This is a genomic window from Bradyrhizobium sp. CIAT3101 (assembly GCF_029714945.1).
Lineage (GTDB): Bacteria > Pseudomonadota > Alphaproteobacteria > Rhizobiales > Xanthobacteraceae > Bradyrhizobium.
Genome location: NZ_CP121634.1, coordinates 5,760,629 through 5,780,471, shown reverse-complemented (window position 1 = coordinate 5,780,471; position 19,843 = coordinate 5,760,629). Strand labels below are relative to the sequence as shown.

General features: G+C 63.3%; 14 protein-coding genes. 7 read left to right on the top strand and 7 right to left on the bottom strand.

Annotation, left to right across the window (positions count from 1 at the left end):
* Positions 1-21 precede the first annotated feature (21 nt).
* Complete coding sequence (locus QA645_RS27465) at positions 22-1,548, bottom strand: ABC transporter substrate-binding protein (RefSeq protein WP_283044634.1); 1,527 nt, start codon at positions 1,546-1,548, stop codon at positions 22-24.
* A gap of 249 nt (positions 1,549-1,797) precedes the next feature.
* On the opposite strand from QA645_RS27465, the gene QA645_RS27460 reads away from it, so the two are divergent.
* From QA645_RS27460 to QA645_RS27445, 4 genes are read left to right on the top strand one after another with little or no spacing between them, the layout of a single operon-like run.
* A complete protein-coding gene (locus QA645_RS27460; RefSeq protein ID WP_283044633.1) occupies positions 1,798-2,964 on the top strand; it encodes an ROK family transcriptional regulator in 1,167 nt (388 codons plus the stop codon).
* Between the two features lie 34 nt (positions 2,965-2,998).
* Entirely contained in the window at positions 2,999-4,594 is a 1,596-nt protein-coding gene (gene ggt, locus QA645_RS27455; protein ID WP_283044632.1) for a gamma-glutamyltransferase, read from the top strand.
* A gap of 38 nt (positions 4,595-4,632) precedes the next feature.
* Positions 4,633-6,252 (top strand): ABC transporter ATP-binding protein, encoded by a 1,620-nt coding sequence (locus QA645_RS27450; RefSeq protein WP_283044631.1) that lies wholly within the window; start codon positions 4,633-4,635, stop codon positions 6,250-6,252.
* Positions 6,253-6,281: 29 nt separating this feature from the next.
* The gene (locus QA645_RS27445) at positions 6,282-7,511 is read left to right on the top strand and encodes a Gfo/Idh/MocA family oxidoreductase (RefSeq protein ID WP_283044630.1); all 1,230 of its coding nucleotides are present in this window, start codon (positions 6,282-6,284) and stop codon (positions 7,509-7,511) included.
* A 48-nt stretch (positions 7,512-7,559) separates the two neighbouring features.
* On the opposite strand, the gene QA645_RS27440 is transcribed toward QA645_RS27445, so the two are convergent.
* The 6 genes from QA645_RS27440 to QA645_RS27415 all read right to left on the bottom strand — a co-directional run bounded on the left by QA645_RS27440 (position 7,560) and on the right by QA645_RS27415 (position 14,492).
* Positions 7,560-8,921: an FGGY family carbohydrate kinase gene (locus QA645_RS27440; RefSeq protein ID WP_283044629.1), complete on the bottom strand. Its 1,362-nt coding sequence runs from the start codon at positions 8,919-8,921 to the stop codon at positions 7,560-7,562.
* Between the two features lie 76 nt (positions 8,922-8,997).
* Entirely contained in the window at positions 8,998-10,113 is a 1,116-nt protein-coding gene (locus tag QA645_RS27435; protein WP_283044628.1) for a substrate-binding domain-containing protein, read from the bottom strand.
* 50 nt (positions 10,114-10,163) lie between these two features.
* Positions 10,164-11,156 carry an ABC transporter permease gene (locus QA645_RS27430; RefSeq protein ID WP_283044627.1) on the bottom strand — a complete coding sequence of 331 codons (993 nt, stop codon included), beginning with the start codon at positions 11,154-11,156 and terminating at the stop codon, positions 10,164-10,166.
* Positions 11,153-12,139, bottom strand: a complete 987-nt coding sequence (locus tag QA645_RS27425) for an ABC transporter permease (protein ID WP_283044626.1) — start codon at positions 12,137-12,139, stop codon at positions 11,153-11,155. The genes QA645_RS27430 and QA645_RS27425 overlap by 4 nt, the downstream gene beginning before the upstream one ends.
* A complete protein-coding gene (locus QA645_RS27420; protein ID WP_283044625.1) occupies positions 12,136-13,677 on the bottom strand; it encodes a sugar ABC transporter ATP-binding protein in 1,542 nt (513 codons plus the stop codon). Before QA645_RS27420 ends, QA645_RS27425 begins: the two co-directional genes overlap by 4 nt.
* Positions 13,678-13,679: 2 nt before the next feature.
* Positions 13,680-14,492: a DeoR/GlpR family DNA-binding transcription regulator gene (locus QA645_RS27415; protein ID WP_283044624.1), complete on the bottom strand. Its 813-nt coding sequence runs from the start codon at positions 14,490-14,492 to the stop codon at positions 13,680-13,682.
* A 184-nt stretch (positions 14,493-14,676) separates the two neighbouring features.
* On the opposite strand from QA645_RS27415, the gene QA645_RS27410 reads away from it, so the two are divergent.
* The 3 genes from QA645_RS27410 (at position 14,677) to QA645_RS27400 (ending at position 19,766) form a co-directional block, all read left to right on the top strand.
* Positions 14,677-16,773, top strand: a complete 2,097-nt coding sequence (locus tag QA645_RS27410) for a bifunctional rhamnulose-1-phosphate aldolase/short-chain dehydrogenase (protein ID WP_283044623.1) — start codon at positions 14,677-14,679, stop codon at positions 16,771-16,773.
* Positions 16,770-18,068, top strand: coding sequence for an L-rhamnose catabolism isomerase (gene rhaI, locus QA645_RS27405; protein ID WP_283044622.1), 1,299 nt, complete (start codon positions 16,770-16,772; stop codon positions 18,066-18,068). The genes QA645_RS27410 and rhaI overlap by 4 nt, the downstream gene beginning before the upstream one ends.
* 351 nt (positions 18,069-18,419) lie before the next feature.
* Entirely contained in the window at positions 18,420-19,766 is a 1,347-nt protein-coding gene (locus QA645_RS27400; RefSeq protein WP_254130568.1) for an extracellular solute-binding protein, read from the top strand.
* The last annotated feature ends 77 nt before the right edge of the window (positions 19,767-19,843 follow it).

The following is a 19,843-nucleotide window of genomic DNA, read 5'->3' as shown; positions in this document are numbered from 1 at the left end:
AAAAGCGCGAGACGTCGCGCGTCAATTCACGGGCTTGACGCCCACCAGACGCAAGAGTCCGTCCGGCACCATGACAATGCCGCCGACCGATTTGCGAGCGGCAAAGAACCAGTTGGGGTGGTAGAGAGGAATCGACGAGAGCGCGCTCAGGTAAATATCAGTCGCTTTCGCGTAGAGAGCCTTGCGCTTGGCTTCGTCGGCCTCGCCTCGCGCCTGAGTCAGGATCGCATCGAGATCCTTGTTGCAATATTTGTTGACATTCTGAGAGCCTGCGCAGCTGAAGAATGCGACCAGCGTGGGATCCGGGTCGGCACGGCCGCTCCAGTTGCCGATGTAGGCTTCGAAATTGCCGTTCAAGTAGCGCTCAATGGCAGTGGTTGTTTCCATAGGCAGCAGCTTCACGTCGAAGCCAGCCTCGGCCGCCATTGACTGCATGATCTGTGCGACGCGGGAATCGCCGGCAGCGTTCTCGTACTGAAGTTCGACCGGGACGCGGGTCATTCCGGCCGCTGCAATCAACGCCTTGGCTTTGGCGACGTCGCGAGCCGGCGCCTTGTGTGCGCTATCATAGAACGGAGATGACGGAGGAATCATCTGATTGTCCGCCAGAAACTCGCCGTTGAAGGCAACGCGATTGATGACATTGCGATCGATCGCAAGCTCGAAGGCCTGTCGCAGCGTCGCGTTCTTGCCGAGTGGCGTATCGGCCTTGGCGCCCGCGCCGACATTGAACATCAGATGTGAAACTGCGAGCCCCTGGCCGGAATGAAGCGTGAGATTGGGGTCGTCGCGCACGGTCTTGAGATCGGTGGGCGCGACGCGTTCCGCGAGCTCAAGATCGCCCGCTCGTACCCGCGACAATCGCACGGTCGAGTCAGGTACGTAGTAATAGACGACCTCGTCGTAGCCGACGGCTCCGGCATTCCAGTAGCCGGGATATTTCTTGACGCGAATGAGGTCGCGCGACTTGCGCTCGACGAATTGATACGGACCGGCACAGACGGGTGCAGCTGCGAGCTCGCCCGCTTTCTCCGTGGCGGCCTTGGGCGACACCATCATGCCGGCGCGATCGCTGAGATTGGCAAGCAGCGGCACGAACGGTTCCGACAGGGTGAACTTGACCTTGTCCGCCGCAAGGGCCTCGACGCTCACGATCGGCGCCAGTTCGGCCTTGCGCTTCGAATCCGGCATTGTTTTCATGCGCTCGATATTGAACTTGACCGCCGCCGCATCAAACGCGGTGCCATCGTGGAACGTGACGTTCTTGCGCAAGGTAAAGGTGATCGACTTGCCGTCGGCGGCCCAATCCCAAGACTCTGCCAGCTGCGGCACGATCTTGAGATCGGGGGAGATATCGACAAGTTTGTCGCACAGCGCCGCGAACACGAAGCGGCCGGTATAAGTGCCGCTGAGTGCGGGGTCGAGCGCATCGGGATCGTCCTGGATGCCGACTCGCAATGTCGCTGCACCGGCCGACACGAGGCCGGATCCGATCATCACAATTGCCGCCAACGCTGTGCCGATCCGCTTCATGCGAATTCCTTTCATCCAGGCTTCTCTGCCGAGGCTCTGCTGTCGAAGGGCAAGACAAGCACGCCAAACCAGATTTGTAAACGTATAGAACAAATCGACTTATGGCGTAGGAGGAAGGTATATCATAATACCTTCCGTAAGCAGAAATCAGTCACTATGGCCCTCTTGACGGATGGTCGTGATCTGCATTAGTTCGGTATATTGACGAATTGGATCAGGTTCATGCCAGACGCTCCCTCGTCGCCGGTTGCGCGACAACAATCCGTGCGCCTCGTCATCGAGCGCCTGTTGCGCGATCGAGCGGTCTCGCGCGCCGAGCTCTCGCGCAGCACGGGACTGTCCAAACAGACGATTTCCGAAGTCATGCGCGACCTCGAACGCGACGGCTGGGTGCGCGAGGACGGGCAAATCCAGGGCAGCGTCGGCAGGAGTGCTGTGACCTACGCGTTGCGGCCTGACGCCGCGTTCGTGCTGGGCATCGATCTTGGCGGCACGAAGCTGCACGTCGCGCTTGCCGACCTGCAAGGAGAGATCGTCGCGGAGAGCATCGAGTCGACGTCCGGCGACGGTGGTGCTGCCGTGGTCGCTCAGATCGGGCGCATGCAAGAGTCTCTGCTCCAGCGCGCATCCGTACCCGCGCAACGTCTGCGTGGCGGCGTGATGGGAAGTCCGGGGATCATCGATCCTGCGTCCGGCAGCATCGTCTTCGCGCCCAATATTCCTGGGCTGGATAGTCTGGATGTGCGCGCTGCCTTGCGCGAGCGGCTCGGCATCGACGTCGCGATCGAGAACGACGTCAACCTTGCGGCGATCGGCGAGCACTGGCGCGGCAACAGCCGCAAGGCCCGCAGCTTCGCCTTCATTGCCCTCGGCACCGGTATCGGCATGGGCATCTTTTCAGACGGCTATCTCGTGCGCGGCGCGCGTGGCGCAGCCGGCGAGATCGCCTATCTGCCACTTGGAGGCGATCCCTACGATTCGCGCGGTCTTCGGCTGGGTACGCTTGAAACCGCCGTCGGCAGCGTCGGGATTGTGGAGCGCTATCTCGGACTTGGCGGCGCCCCGGGCGGCACGGTGCGTGATGTCTTCGATCGACTCGAGACCGATGAGGCGGCACGAATAGCAATCGACGAGGTCAGCCGGACCATTGCCAGTGCGATTCTGGCCGTGCACAGCATTCTCGATTCAGAGATCATCGTTATGGGGGGCAGTATCGGCGCGCGGCCCGAGCTGAAGCTGCGAATCGATGAGTATCTCGGGCGGTGCATGCGCGAGCCCGTTCGTATCGAGCTCAGCGCGCTCGGCAATCGTGCCACGCTGATCGGTGCGGTCGGCAGCGCGATAGATCTCGTGCATCGCTCGCTGTTTGGCATCGGCAGAGATGCAGGTCCCCTGGCTCTTCCCGCTGTGGCGGCGGATGTTGCGGCATGACAGAGCATCCGCCGAAAAACGATCGGAGACGGGCATGAGCTGGGGACAGCGCGATTTCATGGTGCCAGGACGCTCCCTGGCAGTCGGCGACCGGGGCATGGTCGCGGCCTCTCACCCCGCTGTCACGTTGGCTGCGGTTGAAATCCTGCGTAGCGGTGGCAACGCCGTCGACGCCGCGATTGCTGCTATCGCTCTTCAGGGCGTCATCGATCCGCACATGACCGGCATCGGTGGCGACTGCTTTGCGATTTATGCGCCCGCCTCGGGCAAACCCGTCGCCATCAATGGTTCGGGTCGGGCGCCGGCGAAGGCAGAACTGGGCTGGTTCCGGGAAGCGGGAATGGCGTCGATCCCGGATGACTCGCCCCATGCCGTCACAATTCCGGGGGCGGTCGATGCCTGGTGCCGGCTCTCTGCCGATTATGGCTCAAAAGGGCTGGACGAGATTTTGGCGCCCGCGATCCACGCGGCCGAGAATGGCTTTGTCGTGACTCCGCGCGCCGCCCTGGATTGGGCACGCTATGGCAATCGCATCGAACGGCATCAGACCGGTGTGCAAGTGTATCTGCCCGGCGGCGCTGCGCCCGCCGTCGGCGGCAAGCTCGGCCATCAGGCACTCGGCGCAACGTTGCGCCGGATCGCTCGCGAAGGGCGGGCTGCATTCTACGAAGGTGCCGTCGCCGAAGAGATCGTCTCAGTCTTGAAGGCGCTGGGCGGACTGATGCAGCTCGAGGATCTGGCGAGTGCCCGGTCTGACTACGTGGCGCCGATCAGCGCCGACTACCGTGATCATCAAATCTGGCAATGTCCGCCGAACGGGCAGGGCGTGGCTGCGCTATTGATCGCCCGAATCCTTGCAGGCTTCGATATGGCGGATCCCGCGCTCGGCGAGGCGGACCGCATCCATCTGCTGGCCGAGGCGACCAAGGCCGCTTACCGGCAGCGCGATGCGCTCGTCGCTGATCCGTCGTTCCGCCCGTTCGATATCAACGCACTGCTTTCCGAGGGATCAGTTGCGACTTTGCGCTCTCGCATCACGCGCGAGCGGGCGAGCGCTCCGACAGATTTCGACATGCCCGTTCATCGTGATACCGCCTACGTCGCGGTCGCCGATCGTGACGGCAACATGGTGTCTCTCATCAATTCCCTGTTCTTCGCTTTCGGAAGCGGCATCTACGCCCCTCGCGCGGGCGTGTTGCTGCAGAATCGAGGTTCGGGATTCTCGCTCGTCGACGGGCATCCCAATGCCATTGCGCCACGAAAGCGTCCCTTCCACACCATCATTCCGGGCCTGTTGGCCAGGCACGACAAGCCCGTCATGGCTTTTGGCGTGATGGGCGGGCAATATCAGGCGACAGGACATATGCAGATCCTGAGTGGCATGCTCGACCGCAGTTTGGACATTCAACAGTCCTCGGATGCACCGCGCAGCTTTGCATTCGACGGCGCGCTGACGCTCGAGCCCACGATTCCCGGCTCCGTCGCTGACGATTTGATCGGTCGCGGCCATCGCGTGGTCTGGGCCGACGAACCGCTGGGAGGCTTCCAGGCCGTGCACATCGATGCGTCCCGGGGTGTCATGTTCGGAGCGTCGGATCATCGCAAGGATGGCATCGCGCTGGCGGCGTGACCGGGACGAGGGAGAAACGCGATGTTGGGTCGGACATCATGAACGACATCGTCGAACCGATCCTGTCTATCGAGCAGCTGACACTGGCACTCCCCGCCGGCGCCGATCGTGCCTTCGCCGTCGAAGACGTCTCGCTTGCCTTGCACGCGGGGGAGATACTCTGTGTTGTCGGCGAATCCGGCTCGGGCAAATCGGTCTGCGCCTTTGCCGCGATGGGCTTGCTGCCGCAAGTTATTCGCCCGGTCGCAGGGACCATTCGGTTCGAAGGGCGCGACCTGCTGGGGCTGGCGCCGGCAGAATGGCGGACGTTGCGTGGGCGGCGTATCGCAATGATCTTCCAGGAGCCGATGACGGCGCTTAATCCTGTCATCAGGATCGGCGATCAAATCATGGAGGCGTTCGAGGCGCACGAGCAGCTCACCCCGCCTGAACGGCAGGTGCGCATGCGCGCACTCCTCGAAGAGGTGGGCTTGCGCGATCTGGAGCGGATCATCCGCAGCTATCCGCATCAATTGTCGGGCGGCCAACGTCAGCGCGCCATGATCGCCATGGCGCTGGCGCTCGAGCCGTCGGTTCTGGTGGCAGACGAGCCAACCACAGCACTTGACGTCACCACGCAAGCGCAAATCCTTCGGCTCATCCGCGACCTTCAACAGCGGCGCGGCATGGCGGTGCTTTTCATCACCCACGATTTCGGCGTCGTTGCCGACATCGCGGACCGCGTCGCGGTCATGGAGAAGGGGCGGCTGGTTGAACAGGGGCCGGTCGAAGACGTTCTGAGGCGCCCGCGGGATCCTTATACACGCCGGCTGCTCGCCGCCGTACCGGGTGGAGTTCCGCCAGAGCGTGCGCAAGTCAAGGACGAACCGATCGCCTGTGCCACGACCGGGCTTGCAAAGACTTATCGGGGGAGCGGGTGGTTTGGAGCGCAGACCGAGGTCGCGGCCGTCAAGGACGTGAGCTTCGAGATCCGGCGCGGCGAGACGCTCGGACTGGTCGGTGAGTCGGGCTCCGGCAAGAGCACGATCGGACGATTGGTGATGCGTCTCACCGACGCCGACGCAGGTGTGGTCCGCATCGGCGAACTTGATTTCTCAAGGGCACGCGGAGCGCATCTGCGGGCCGCTCGCAAACACATCCAAATGGTTTTCCAGGATCCGTTCGCCTCGCTCAATCCGCGTCGCCGTGTCGGCCGGATCATCGCCGACGGTCCAATTGCGCATGGCGTTCCGGCAGCACAGGCCTTCGCCCGCGCCGAGGAGCTTTTGGCCCTCGTTGGTCTCGATCCCGCCGCCGCGCGACGCTTTCCGCATGAGTTTTCCGGCGGACAGCGCCAGCGGATCGGCATTGCGCGCGCGCTGGCGCTCGACCCGGAGGTACTGGTCGCGGACGAACCTGTGTCGGCGCTCGACGTCTCGGTCCAGGCGCAGGTGCTCGCTTTGCTCGAGACACTGAAACAGAAGCTGCGGCTGGCGGTGCTGTTCATCACCCACGATCTCAACGTGGCGGCCCAGGTCTGCGATCGGATCGCCGTCATGCGCCTTGGTGAGATCGTCGAGATCAGGCCGACCGTTGATCTGCTCAATCGGCCCGAGCATCCCTACACACAGGCATTGCTGGCCGCAATTCCGGGGCGGCAACGCAAGGCGCCGAACTGATCCACGCTCGTCATTGAAGGAGGTCTGATATGCAGAAGCTCACCGAACTTCCGATCCTGCGTGTCGGGCTGATCGGCAGCGGCTTTATTGCCGCATTCCATCTGCAGTCCATGCTCGGCGTACGTAATGTCAGCGTCGGCGGCGTGTACAGCCGCTCTGCTGAGCGTCGTGAGCGCATCGCGGACAAGGCGCGCAGTCTTGGCCTTGGACAGGCGCATGTATTCGACAGCATCGAGGCGATGGCCATGTCCGGTGAGGTCGATGCGCTCTGGCTCTTGACGCCGAACGACACCCGTCTCGACATCATGCGCGAGATCCACCGTGTGACCAAGGCCGGAGCTCCTCTGCGCGCCATTGCCTGCGAAAAGCCGCTGGCCCGCACGCTTGCCGAAGCACGGGAAATGCGCCAGCTTGCCGAAGATGCGGGCCTGCTCCACGGCTATCTGGAAAACCAGATATTTTCGACTGCGGTGATGCGCGGCAAGGACATCATCTGGCGACGGGCCGTGCCTGGGAGCGGCCGCCCTTATCTTGCTCGCGCGGCTGAGGAACATTCCGGACCGCACGAGCCATGGTTCTGGCAAGGCGATAAGCAAGGTGGCGGCGTGCTCTCCGACATGATGTGCCATTCGGTCGAGGTCGCACGGTTCATGCTGACTGCGCCCGGTGCGAAGCGCGAGTCCTTGCGGCTGGTCAGCGCCAGCGCCACGACGGCCAATCTCAAATGGACACGGCCCCGCTATGCCGCCGACCTCAAGGCGCGAATGGGCATCGACTTTGCAAAGCGTCCCGTCGAGGATTTCGCGCGCGGCATCCTCACGATGGAAGATGCCGACGGGCATCAACTGATGATCGAGGCAACGACCTCATGGGCTTACGTTGGCGCTGGGCTGCGTATCCAGCTCGAATTGCTCGGCCCTGAATACTCGATGGAGTTCTCGTCACTTTCGACTGGGCTCAAGGTCTTCCTGTCACGCACGCTCACCGGGTCTGAAGGCGAGGATCTGGTCGAGAAGCAGAATGCGGAACAAGGCCTGATGCCTGTGGTCGAGGATGAAGCTGGCATCTATGGTTACACGGACGAAAACCGTCATATGGTCGAAGCGTTCAGGCTTGGTAATAGCCCCGCCGAGACCTTCGACGACGGAGTCGGGGTCATGGAAATGCTCATGGGACTCTATCGCTCGGCGGAACTCGGCCGGAGCGTGCATTTTCCGGATCCTGAGCTCGAGCACTACGTGCCGCTGGTGGCTCGGTGACGATGGAGTTGGGTATACGACGCGAGCGCTGATCGCCCGTTCGGGGGCTCACCGAGCGATCATGCCGACTGCTGCCGTCCAGGCCTTGCGATAAGAATCAAGGCCGGCAATCGAAATCGGAGCGACGGGGGCCGGCTCGGCGACATGGTAAGAGGGGGGCCAGTGCGCGAGCATTGCGGCGCCGCGTGCCGTGCCGGCGGCATCTTCCGCGGCAAAGACGCGCTGCGTCGGTCGTAATGCGCCGAGCGTCTGGCAGAACGGAAGATTGCCGGCGAAGGTTCCTTCCACGATGAGATCTCCGCTGTCCGCTCCCATCCGCGTCAGCATCAGATCGCTGACCAGAGCACAGTAGAGCGTCGCAAGCGCGGTTCGATCGCGCGCTTCGACTTCCCCGTGGATCACACCCTTGGTCGTCGCATAAGGTCCGCCCTGGCCGGAGAAGCAGGGCAGAGCCATCGCGCCCGAGGCGATGACGCGCTCGATTGCGTCGAGATCGGGATTGCCGCCGCCTGCGATCATGGCGTATTCGCGTCCACCCATGAAGCGTCCGCAGGCGATGGGCCGGCCGAGCGCGTCGACATTGGCGAGCGTGTCGTCGCGCGGATCGAGCTGATCGAGCGAAAGGCCGACACTCATCAGGATCACCCAGGTGCCTGTCGATAACACAGTGAACGGCGCCTGGCGGGAGACGAGGTAGGGCAGGAGCGATGCGTTGGAATCGTGGATACCGCAAAAGACAGGCGTTTCAGGCCCAAGCCCGGTTGCGGCGGCGATTTCAGGCCTGATCGGGCCGAGCGGATCGAAGGCACGGCGCAGCGGCGGCAGCAAGTGATCGACGTCGAGACCTCTGACGAGGCTCGAGATTTGTCCCTGCCGCGGCATCCAGAGATCGGTATGGGCGCCGATGGTCGTGACTTCGGAGACCGCGACGCCGCTGAGGCGCCAGGTCCAGTATTGCGGATAGCCGACGAAATACCTCGCTTTGGCGAAGAGGTCCGGACAGCGCCATTTCTGATAGGCCAGCTGCCGGCCGAGATTGAGGCCAGCGGGCAGCTTCGGCGAGAGGCTCTCCGAAAAGGGGGGCCGCAGCCTCGCATACTCGGGCTCGATCGCGTCTACGCCCGTGAATTCATAGTCCATGAGCGGAGCTGCGAGCTCGCCGTCGCCGATCAAGGCGCCGGCTGCACCATGCGCGGTCGGAACGATCGCACTGACCTGATGCGTGCGTGCGGCCTCACGAAGCGCATCGAGGAAAAAGCTCCATGCGCTCTCGACGTCTTCGTGCGGATAAGGCGGTCCGGGCAAGACGCGGTTGGGCGCCGACTTTTCCCAAAGGAGCCGGCCTTCGTCGAACAGGGCAAGCTTGACATTGGTCTTGCCGATGTCGAGCACCGCGACCGTCTGGCTCATCGTCAAGCTCACGGCAAAAAAACGATTTCAACAAGCGTCGCCCGGCCGCGTTCGGCGGCCGGGCGACGAGTTCAGATCAGAAATCGAAGTCCTTGATGTTCTGCTTCGTGAAGATGAAGGGGGCCCCGAGCAGGATCTCGCTGCCATTGACCACGTTCAGCTTGCCGAGCTTGCCCGCGTCCACCGAGCTCGCGCCGGGCTTCAGGCTGCCGTCGACGACGGCCCGCATCACGTAGGTCGCGGCATAGCCGAGATCGACCGGGTTCCATAGCACGACCGACTTGACGCAATCGGCATTGACATACGGCTTCATCGCATTGGGCGTGGCGAGGCCGACCACCGCCACCTTGCCGCAGAGCTTGGCCTTGGTCACTGCTTCCGCCGAGGCAGGCGTTGCGACCGAAGTCATGCCGAACAGCCCGGCAAGCTTGTCGCCATGCTTGTTGATGAGCGTCGTTGCCTGGTTGAAGGACAGGTTATTGTCCTCCTGCGCCTCGACCGTTTCGAGCCATGTCAGCTTGGGATGACACTTCTGAGCATAGGCCCACATCTCGGCGATCCAGCGTGCCTGGTTCGGCGTCGTGAAAGTCGAGGTGACGATCGCGAAGCTCTTGTCCTCGCCGGCCTCCTTGGCCATCGAGTCGATCATCGACTTGGCGATGCCGTTGAACTCGGCCTGGTTGACGAACCATTCGCGCGCATCCGGCGACGAGTTGGCGTCGTAGCCGACGACATGGATGCCCTTCGACAGCGCCTTCTTCAGGACCGGCGCGATCGCCACCGGATCATTGGCAGCGAAGAGAATGCCGTCGACGCCGCTGGTGATGTAGTTGTCGATGAACTTGATCTGCTCGTCGATCTTGGCCTCGGTCGGGCCGTCGGTCTTCACCGTGACATTGCCGAGCGCCTTGGCGGCGTCCTGCATGCCCTTCGACGTCGCGTTGAAATAGCCGATGCCGATCAGCTTCGGTACGTCGACCAGCGTGATCGGTTTGCCGGCCTTGTCGGCAGCATTGCTTGGCCGGCCGCCGTCATAGGGCTTGGCAGCGGGAGCGGCGCTGGCCTCGCCGGCAGAACAGGCAAGGGGATTGACTGGGAGGTCGTCCGCACCGTCCCATCTCTTGTCCGCCGCCGAGGCGGTCCCCGCCAGCAGCGTCGCGCCGAGGAATGCAGCAGCTAATCCGAGCTTCATTTTGTTTTCCTCCCATGTTGATGCCGCTTTTTTCGCGGCCATTCACGCCATCATACGCCCTCGCGTCGCCGCTGGAGCGAACCCGCCACAAGAGTTGAAAGGATGAGGACCGTGCCGATGACGACGATCGTCGCGTCGCCCTTGACACCGGTCAGCGCTAACCCGTTTTTCAAGAGTTGGATCATCGCCAGGCCGACCACCGTGCCCCAGATCGTGCCGACGCCTCCGAATATGCTGGTTCCGCCGAGCACCACCGCCGCGATCACGTCGAGCTCATAGCCGATCCCCATGTCGGAGCGGGTCGTGGTCACGCGTGAGACGAGAACGCAAGCGGAAATGCCGGCCATGAGGCCAGATAGCGTGTAGATGATCAGTTTGACGCGATCGACCGGCAAACCGGAGAAACGCGCGGCGGTCTCGTTGCTGCCGATCGCATAGAGCGTTCGGCCGAAGGTGGTGCGGTCGAGAACGATTGCCGAGACCACGATTGCGATCAGCAAGAGCCAGAGCTGCGCCGGCACGCCGAACAGGTTTTCCTGCCCGACAAAGTAGAACCATTCCGGGTAGCCGCGCACCGAACGCGCCTGGCTGATGCCCTCGGCGAGCCCGCGGTAGAGGGCGAGTGTCGCGATGGTCATGATCAGCGGCGGCACTTTCACTCTGGTGATGACGATCCCGTTAAGAAAGCCTGCGGTGGCGCCGACGAGCAGCGAGAAGCCGATCGCCAGCGGCAAGGGAAAGCCGAAAACCTTCCAGGAATAACCGAGCAGGATCGCGCAGAGCCCGACGATCGAGCCGACCGAGAGATCGATGCCGCCGGTGATGATGATGAAGGTCATCGGCAGTGCGATGAGCCCAACCTCGGTCGTCAGCCTGCCTTGATTGAGCAGATTGTCGAGCGTGAGGAAGCGGCTGTTCAAGCCCCCGAGCCCGATCAGCGCAATGAGCAGGATCACCGCGAGCATGGTCTCGTGGCGCAGCAGCCACCAGGGCACGACGCGCTTGGCGGCCTGTGGGAGAGGGATCTCGCTCATGGCGCTCATGCTCCGGCTGTGCGCCGGCGCCGCAGAATGTCGGCGATCACGGTCACGAGGATGAGCACGCCCTGAACTGCGCGGATCCAGTAGGGCGAGACGTCGATGAAGACCAGCGCGCTGGCAATCTCGGCGATCAGGACGGCGGCAAGGGTCGAGCCGACCACCGTGCCGACGCCGCCGAGAATGCTGACGCCGCCGACGACGGACGCGGTGATGATCGTCAGCTCGAGATTGGGCGGCACGGTCGACTGGATGACGCGCAACTGGGTCGCGTAGAGCAGGGCGGCGGCGCCGGCGAACAAGCCGTGCAGCGCGAAGACCATCACGACCGTGCGCGGCTGCGAAATGCCGCAGAGCCGCGCCGCTTCGGCATTGCCTCCGACGGCGTAGATCGCGCGTCCCGAGGCCGAGTAGCGCATCCACAACGCGGCCAGGATCGTCACCAGGATCATGAGAAAAACCGGAAACGGCAGCACACCGAACAGTTCGATATCGGCGAGATGGAAGCTGTCGGGCAGATCGGTGATCCATTTGCCTCCGGTGACGCTGATCAGCCCGCCCTTGAGGATCGACAGCATGCCGAGCGTCACCACGATCGCTGGAATGCGCAGATAGGCGATGATGACGCCCTGCAACGCCATCACGACCACGCCGGCAACGAGCGCCGCCAGCCAGGCGACCACGATCGGCGCGCCGTTCACCGCCAGAGTGCCGCTGATCGTCGCCAGGACGCCGATCAGCGCGCCGACGGAAATATCGATATTGCCGGAAATGATCACCATCGACATGCCGACCGCGGCGACCGCGATATAGGCGTTGCCGAGCAGCACATCGGAAAGATTGCGCGCCGCCATAAAGCGCGGATTGTAAAGGCCGACCACGATGGCGAGCCCGATCACCGCGATCGCGAGCAAAGCCTCCTGCGAGGCAAACGCCTTCAGCCTCCGCCGCGGATCGGTCTCGGCACCGGCTAGGGTCACCGCCGTCATGCCGCCTTCTCCGCGTTTTCGTGGCTGCCCATCATCGCTGCGCCGATCGACTCCTGGGTTGCTTCTTCGCGCGAGAATTCGGCAACGATACGGCCTTCGCGCATCACGAGCACGCGGTCGCTCATGCCAAGCACCTCCGGCAGCTCGCTCGAAATCATCAGGATGGCGAGCCCCTGGGCCGCAAGCTCGCCCATCAGCCGATGGATCTCCGCCTTGGCGCCGACATCGATGCCGCGCGTCGGCTCGTCGAGGATCAACAGCTTCGGCTCGTTGGCTAGCCATTTGCCGAGCACGATCTTCTGTTGATTGCCGCCGGAGAGCTTGCCCGCGATCTGCTCGAGCGAGCTCGCCTTGACCGCAAAACGCTTGACGCCATCGCCGGCAAGCTTGCGTTCGGCCCCTCGATCGATGAAGCCGCCGAACGCGACCTTGCCAAGCGCGGCGAGGCTGAAGTTCTCGCGTACCGTCATCGGCCGCACCAGGCCCTGTGTGCCGCGATCCTCGGGAACGTAGGCGACGCCCAAAGCCCGTGCCTGGGCCGGTGAGCGAATGTCGACGCGCCGCCCGCCGATCCGGATTTCGCCGCCATCGGCCGGCGTGACGCCGAAAATGGTTTGTGCCAGCTCGCTGCGACCGGAGCCGACGAGGCCGGCAAGGCCGACGATCTCGCCGGCGCGCACCGTGAGCGAAATGCTTTTCGTCAGCGGCCGGCGTTCGAGGTCCTTCACCTCCAGCACGGGCTGGCCGATCGGCACCGTGATTTTCGGGAACAGGCTTTCGATCCTGCGGCCGACCATCAATTGCACGAGCCCGGCCGCGTCGGTATCGGCGACGCGCTTGGTTGCGACATGCGCACCGTCGCGCAGCACGGTGACGCGATCGGCGATCGCAAAGATCTCATCGAGCCGATGGCTGATATAGATCACGGCCACGCCGCGGGCTTTCAGCTTGCGGACGATGTCGAACAGCCGCGTCACGTCGTACTCGGTCAGGGCCGCGGTCGGCTCGTCCATGATGAGAATGCGCGCGTCCTGCGACAGCGCGCGCAGGATTTCGACGCGCTGCCGATTACCGACGCTGAGGGAACCGACGACACGGTCGGCTTGCAGATCATGGATCTCGAGGGAAGCGAGCAGCGCGTTCGTCTTCTCATGCATCGCCCGCCAGTCGATCCGGCCGAGGCCGGCGCGCGGCGCATGCCCCATGAAGATGTTTTCGGCGACGGTGAGCTCCGGAAACAGCAGCAGCTCTTGATAGATCGTGGCGATGCCGGCGCGCCTGGCATCGTCCGGCCGCGCGAGGTCGACCTGTTTGCCGTCCACCAGCACCTCGCCGCGATCGGGCGGGAATACGCCGGAAATGATCTTGATCAGCGTCGACTTGCCGGCGCCGTTCTCGCCGAGCAAGGCATGGACTTCGCCCCTGGCGGCGTCGAACGAGACGCCGGACAGCGCCCGCACACCTGGAAAGGACTTCTCGATCGCGCGCACCGACAGAAGCGGTGTTGCGGGCGTGTCGCGTTGCGGGTCCGTCGTCATGGTCACGCCGCCGCAGTGGTTTGAGAGCTGGCGTCGACGATAACGACGCGGACGTCGTGGCCGCGCAACATGTCGAGTGCGTCGCCCGGTGCATCGGAATCGGTGATCAGCGTATCGATGCGCGAGAGCGGGCAAACGACAAGGCTGCCACGCGAGACGAATTTCGATGAATCGGCGAGAACGATCAGCTTGTCGGCGCGCTTCAGCAGCTTGGATTCGGCGCGGGCGAGCAGGGGGTCGCCTTCGATCACGCCGAGTGGACCGATCGAGATCGCACTCATGAACATCCGTGTCGCCGAATAGTGCTGGATCGCATCCTCCTCAAACGGCGAGACGATCATGCCCTGTTCACGATAGACCTCGCCACCCGGCAAGGCGACGCGGCATTTCGACGTGTGGATCAGTGCGTCGGCGAGCAGATAGGAATTGGTCAATACCTTCAGCCGGCGCTCACGCAGATACTCGCCCATCTGATACGTGGTCGTGCCGCCATTGATGATGATCGTCTCGCCATCGGCGCAGAGGGCGACGGCCGCTTTCGCGATCGCGCGCTTGGCGTCGATATTGAGCGTCTGGCTGACGTCGAAGGAGCGGGTGGCAAGGGAGAGGACGTCGCCCGGTGCGTTGGCGGCTTCGGGCAAGGCTTCGAGCCCGCCATGCACCCTGATCGCGACACCTTGCTCGGCGAGCCTGGCGAAATCGCGCCGTATCGAGGCTTCGGAGACGCCGGTCGCGCGACAAGCGTCGGCGATGCGCACCAGCGATCGCTCGCGCAAGAGCGCCTTGATGACCTGCCAGCGTTCCCGCTCGTGCACGTCGCCCTCCCTTTTGCCCGTAAATAGGTCACGCTCTCGACCGATGGTCAACTGGAAACCGTCACAATCGATCAATATCGCGCTGCATCAAGCATATTGCGTCGCGATGCTGAGTGTCGGTGATTGACCTTGATTGAATCCGCGGCCTAATCTGCTCGGAGATCAAGCACAGGGAGGATGCGTCATGAGCGAGGTTGCGGCCACGCCCCTGCCAAATCTATGGGACGACGCGCTCGCCTCCGGGCTCGATGAAGCCGGTCAATTGCTCTACCGCTCGAATCTGCTCGGAGCCGATCTGCGCATCACCAATTTCGGCGGCGGCAACACCTCGGCCAAGATCGAGATGAAAGATCCGCTGACGCGCGAGAACGTCCGCGTGCTCTGGGTCAAAGGCTCTGGTGGCGACATCGGCTCGATGAAGCGCGACGGCTTTTCGACGTTGTATCTCGACAAGCTCGAGGGCCTGAAGGGCCTCTATCGCGGCCTCGCCCATGAGGACGAGATGGTCGGCTTGTTCAATCACTGTACCTTCGATCTCAATCCGCGCGCGACGTCGATCGATACGTCCTTGCACGCCTTCGTGCCGCACCGGCATGTTGATCACGTTCATGCCGATGCGGTCATTGCCATTGCCGCCTCTGAAGACGCCGAGCGTCTGACCCGCGAGGTTTTCGGTGGCAAGCTCGGCTTCCTGCCGTGGCAGCGGCCCGGCTTCGATCTCGGCTTGAAGCTCGGCGAGATGGCCGCGCGTCATCCCGACTATCTCGGCGTGGTCCTCGGCGGCCACGGGCTCTTCACCTGGGCCGAGACGTCGAAAGCCTGTTACGAGATGACCTTGCGTGTGATTCAGCAGGCTGCCGACTGGCTCGCCGCGCATGAACGGAAGCCGGCTTTCGGCGGCGCCAAGGTCCAAGCGGCCGCGCCGGACAGGCGCCGCGCGATCGCAGCCAAGCTGATGCCGCTGATCCGCGGCAAGATCTCCACCGACGAGCGCAAGATTGGCCATTTCACCGATGCGCCGGAGGTACTGGAATTCGTCAACTCCAGCGCGCTCGCGAAGCTGGCGCCGCTCGGCACCTCCTGTCCGGATCACTTCCTTCGCACCAAGATCCGGCCGTTGCTGCTGCCCTACGATCCCGGGCGCGATAATCTTGACGAGGTGATCGCAGGCCTCGACGACGTTCTCGCGGCTTACCGGCGCGACTACTCCGCCTATTACGAGCGCTGCAGACATCCGGACTCGCCGGCCATGCGCGATCCCAACGCGGTCGTGTATCTCGTGCCGGGGGTAGGCATGTTCACCTTTGCCAAGGACAAGGCGACGGCGCGCGTCGCGGCCGAGTTCTACGTCAACGCCATCAACGTCATGCGCGGCGCCTCTGGCGTCAGCGCCTATGTCGGCCTGGCCGAGCAGGAGGCCTTCAATATTGAATACTGGCTGCTGGAAGAAGCCAAGCTCCAGCGCATGCCCAAGCCGAAATCGCTCGCCGGGCGGATTGCCTATGTGACCGGCGGCGCCGGCGGCATTGGCGGGGCGACCGCGCAACGGCTGCTCGGCGAGGGCGCGTGCCTCGTCATCGCTGACATCGACGAGAAGGCGCTCAACGAGCGCGTCGCGACGATCACGAAGCGCCATGGGCGGGATGCTGCGATCGGCGTGAAGCTCGATGTGACCGACGAGGCGGCGGTGGTCGCTTCGTTCGAAGAGGCCGCGTGTGCCTTTGGCGGTGTCGACATCGTCGTGTCGAATGCCGGGATCGCCTCGGCTTCGCCTGTCGAGGACACGAGCCTCGGGCTGTGGCAGAAGAATATGGATATTCTCGCCACGGGTTATTTCCTCGTCTCGCGCGAGGCATTCCGGCTGATGCAGCGCCAGAACATCGGCGGGGCCATCATCTTCGTCGCCTCGAAGAACGGTCTTGCCGCTTCGGCAGGTGCCTCGGCCTATTGCGCCGCGAAGGCGTCGGAGATCCATCTTGCCCGCTGCCTGGCGCTGGAAGGCGCGGTGCATGGCATCCGCGTCAACACGGTCAATCCCGACGCTGTGCTGCGCGGTTCCAAGATATGGGAAGGCGAGTGGCGCCAGCAGCGCGCGGCCTCCAACAAGGTGACCGAAGACCAACTCGAGGAAGTCTACCGCCAGCGCTCGATGCTCAAGCTGTCGGTGTTTCCCGAGGATATTGCCGAGGGTATCTACTTCTTCGCGTCCGACCTTTCGGCCAAGTCGACCGGCAACATCCTCAATGTCGACGCCGGCAACGCCCAGGCTTTCACGCGATGAGCGCGCCATTCTCGATCAGCGCGGATTTCATCGCCGAGCACAATGCGCGGCTCGAAGAGGCGATCACCGAAGACTATGAGGCGCTCAAGCGCGCGCTGGGGCGGCACGGGATCGATGCGGACGCACTCGTGCAGAAGGTGATGGCCTTCGGCGTCGCCATTCCGACCTGGGGCGTCGGCACAGGGGGGACGCGATTTGCCCGCTTTCCGGGGCCGGGTGAGCCGCGCAATGTCTTTGAGAAGATCGACGATTGCGCCGTGATCCAGCGATTGGCGCGCGCGACCCCAACCATCTCGCCGCACATCCCGTGGGACAAGGTCGACGACTATGCCGCCTTGCGCGAACAGGCCGCGAGCCACGGCCTTGCCTTCGACGCAGTCAACTCGAACACTTTCCAGGATCAGCCGGGGCAAGAGCTTTCGTACAAGTTCGGCTCGCTGTCGCATACCGATGCGCGTGTGCGGGCGCAGGCCGTCGCCCACAACGTCGAATGTATCGAGATCGGCCGCAAGCTCGACTCGAAGGCGCTGACCGTCTGGATCGCCGACGGTTCGAACTTTGCCGGTCAGTCAAACCTGACCAGGGCGCTCGACCGCTATATCGACGCGATGCGCGAGGTCGTTGCGGCGCTGCCTTCCGATTGGCGGGTGTTCCTCGAGCACAAGCTTTACGAGCCGGCGTTCTACTCGACCGTGATCTCGGATTGGGGCACGAGCTTTGCGGTCGCGCAGGAGCTCGGGCCTAAGGCACATTGCCTCGTCGATCTCGGCCATCACGCGCCGAACGTGAATATCGAGCAGATCGTCGCCAGGCTCGTTCGCTTCAACAAGCTCGCGGGCTTCCATTTCAACGATTCCAAGTATGGCGACGACGATCTCGACAGCGGCTCGGTCGAGCCGTTCCGGCTGTTTCTGGTTTTCAACGAGCTGATCGATGCCGAGCGTCGCAAGGCGAAAGGCTTCGCGCCCGCCTATATGATCGACCAGTCGCACAATGTGACCGATCCGATCGAGAGTTTGATGCAATCGGCGATCGAGTTGCAGCGCGCCTATGCGCAGGCGCTCGTCGTCGATCGTACCGCGCTTGAAGCGGCGCAGGAGGCCAATGATGCGCTCGGTGCACATCTCGAATTGAAGCGCGCCTTCACCACGGACGTCTCGCCGCTCCTCGCCGTCGCCCGCATGCGGGCCGGCGGAGCGATCGCACCAATCGCGGCCTATCGCGCATCCAACTATCGGGCGCGAAAGGCGGGGGAGCGTCCCAACGTCGGCGGGACTTCGGCAGGCATCGTCTAGGAAAAAGTGATCCCTCGTTTTCGGGATGGCCGTAAGGGCAAAAACGCGTCGTCAGCCTGAGGCGCGCCGCGGTCGATTTCAAGGATCTGGCCCCCCCCATGGTCGCAGGCCTTCTGGCTTGTGACGGGCTGCCGCCGCGCGCGGGGCGTCGCTAACTCCGCTTGCAATGTTTAGTAAACGGTGGTTCACTAAACAAATCGAGCCTGCCGGGCCTATAGAATCCGGGTGGCGCGAGGAAACGCTAGTTTAGTTATTCAGCTCGTCATGGACTGTGTCGCTCTGCTCGAAGCATTCGAGCGGGTTGGAAAGCCGCGCCATGTCGATGGCCGGCCCACTCGGAGGGAACGTGTAATGAAACGAACGATGAAGACGTTTGTCGTGGCTTGCGGCGCCGTTGCCGCAGCGCTCAGTGTCGGAGCGGGGACCACGCCCGCGCAGGCGCAAGGCAAGACCATCACGCTGTGCTGGGCCGCCTGGGATCCGGCCAACGCGTTGGTCGAACTGTCGAAGGACTTCACCGCCAAGTCGGGCATCGGCATGAAGTTCGAATTCGTGCCGTGGACCAATTACGCCGATCGCTTCCTGAACGAACTCAATTCGCACGGCTCGCTGTGCGATCTCATCATCGGCGATTCCCAATGGATCGGCGGTGCCGCGGAGAACGGCCAGTACGTCAAGCTCAACGATTTCTTCAAGAAGGAAGGAATCAGCATGGACGACTACATGCCGGCCACGGTCGTCGGTTATTCCGAGTGGCCGAAGAACACGCCGAACTATTGGGCGCTGCCGGCGATGGGCGATGCGGTGGGCTGGACCTATCGCAAGGACTGGTTCGCACGGCCGGACGTGCAGAAGGACTTCAAGGCCAAGTACGGCCGCGACATCGGCGTGCCGAAGACACTGGATGAGCTCAAGGACATCGCGCAATTCTTCCAGGGTCGCGAGATCGACGGCAAGAAGGTCTATGGCGCCTCGATCTATACCGAGCGCGGCTCGGAAGGCATCACCATGGGCGTCTCGAACTACCTCTACGATTACGGCTTCAAATACGACGATCCGAAGAAGCCCTATGCGATGGACGGGTTCGTGAACTCGGCCAGCGCGGTGAAGGGGCTCGAAGCCTACAAGGACCTCTATAAGTGCTGCACGCCGCCCGGCGCCTCCAACTCCTACATGTCGGAAGGACTTGACGCCTTCAAGTCCGGCCAGGTCGCGCTGCAGATGAACTTCTTCGCCTTCTTCCCGGGCCTCTACAAGGACCCGAATGTCGGTGGCGACAAGATCGGCTTCTTCGTCAATCCGGCCGGTCCCGCCGGGCAGGCGACGCAGCTCGGCGGCCAGGGCATCTCGGTGGTCTCCTACTCGAAGAACCAGGCCGAGGCGCTGCAATATATCAAGTGGTTCTCCGGCGGCGACGTCCAGAAGAAGTGGTGGGCGCTCGGCGGCTATTCCTGTGCCAAGTCCGTGCTGAACGATCCGAGCTTCCCGACCAGCGCGCCCTTTGCCAAGGAGTTCCTGCAGTCGATGGGCATGGTCGTCGACTTCTGGGCCGAGCCCTCCTACGCCCAGCTGCTGCAGGCCGAGCAGAAGCGCGTGCATGACTACGTGGTGGCCGACAAGGGCACCGCACAGGAAGCGCTCGATGGTCTGGTGAAGGACTGGAAGGCGATCTTCAAGGAAGAAGGCAAGAAGTTCTGACGCGAGCCGGCCGGAGCGCGTACGCTGCGCTCCGGCCTTTCCTTCGAGACGACCGGAACCGTCGCATTGTCGACGCC

What these genes read in the sequence shown, in the direction of transcription:
- rhaI (WP_283044622.1), top strand. Translation starts at nt 16,770, where the DNA reads ATGAGCGCGCCATTCTCGATCAGCGCGGATTTCATCGCCGAGCACAAT.
- QA645_RS27425 (WP_283044626.1), bottom strand. Translation starts at nt 12,139, where the DNA reads ATGACGGCGGTGACCCTAGCCGGTGCCGAGACCGATCCGCGGCGGAGG.
- QA645_RS27445 (WP_283044630.1), top strand. Translation starts at nt 6,282, where the DNA reads ATGCAGAAGCTCACCGAACTTCCGATCCTGCGTGTCGGGCTGATCGGC.
- QA645_RS27440 (WP_283044629.1), bottom strand. Translation starts at nt 8,921, where the DNA reads ATGAGCCAGACGGTCGCGGTGCTCGACATCGGCAAGACCAATGTCAAG.
- QA645_RS27450 (WP_283044631.1), top strand. Translation starts at nt 4,633, where the DNA reads ATGAACGACATCGTCGAACCGATCCTGTCTATCGAGCAGCTGACACTG.
- QA645_RS27400 (WP_254130568.1), top strand. Translation starts at nt 18,420, where the DNA reads ATGAAACGAACGATGAAGACGTTTGTCGTGGCTTGCGGCGCCGTTGCC.
- QA645_RS27430 (WP_283044627.1), bottom strand. Translation starts at nt 11,156, where the DNA reads ATGAGCGCCATGAGCGAGATCCCTCTCCCACAGGCCGCCAAGCGCGTC.
- QA645_RS27410 (WP_283044623.1), top strand. Translation starts at nt 14,677, where the DNA reads ATGAGCGAGGTTGCGGCCACGCCCCTGCCAAATCTATGGGACGACGCG.
- QA645_RS27420 (WP_283044625.1), bottom strand. Translation starts at nt 13,677, where the DNA reads ATGACGACGGACCCGCAACGCGACACGCCCGCAACACCGCTTCTGTCG.
- QA645_RS27435 (WP_283044628.1), bottom strand. Translation starts at nt 10,113, where the DNA reads ATGAAGCTCGGATTAGCTGCTGCATTCCTCGGCGCGACGCTGCTGGCG.
- ggt (WP_283044632.1), top strand. Translation starts at nt 2,999, where the DNA reads ATGAGCTGGGGACAGCGCGATTTCATGGTGCCAGGACGCTCCCTGGCA.
- QA645_RS27465 (WP_283044634.1), bottom strand. Translation starts at nt 1,548, where the DNA reads ATGAAAGGAATTCGCATGAAGCGGATCGGCACAGCGTTGGCGGCAATT.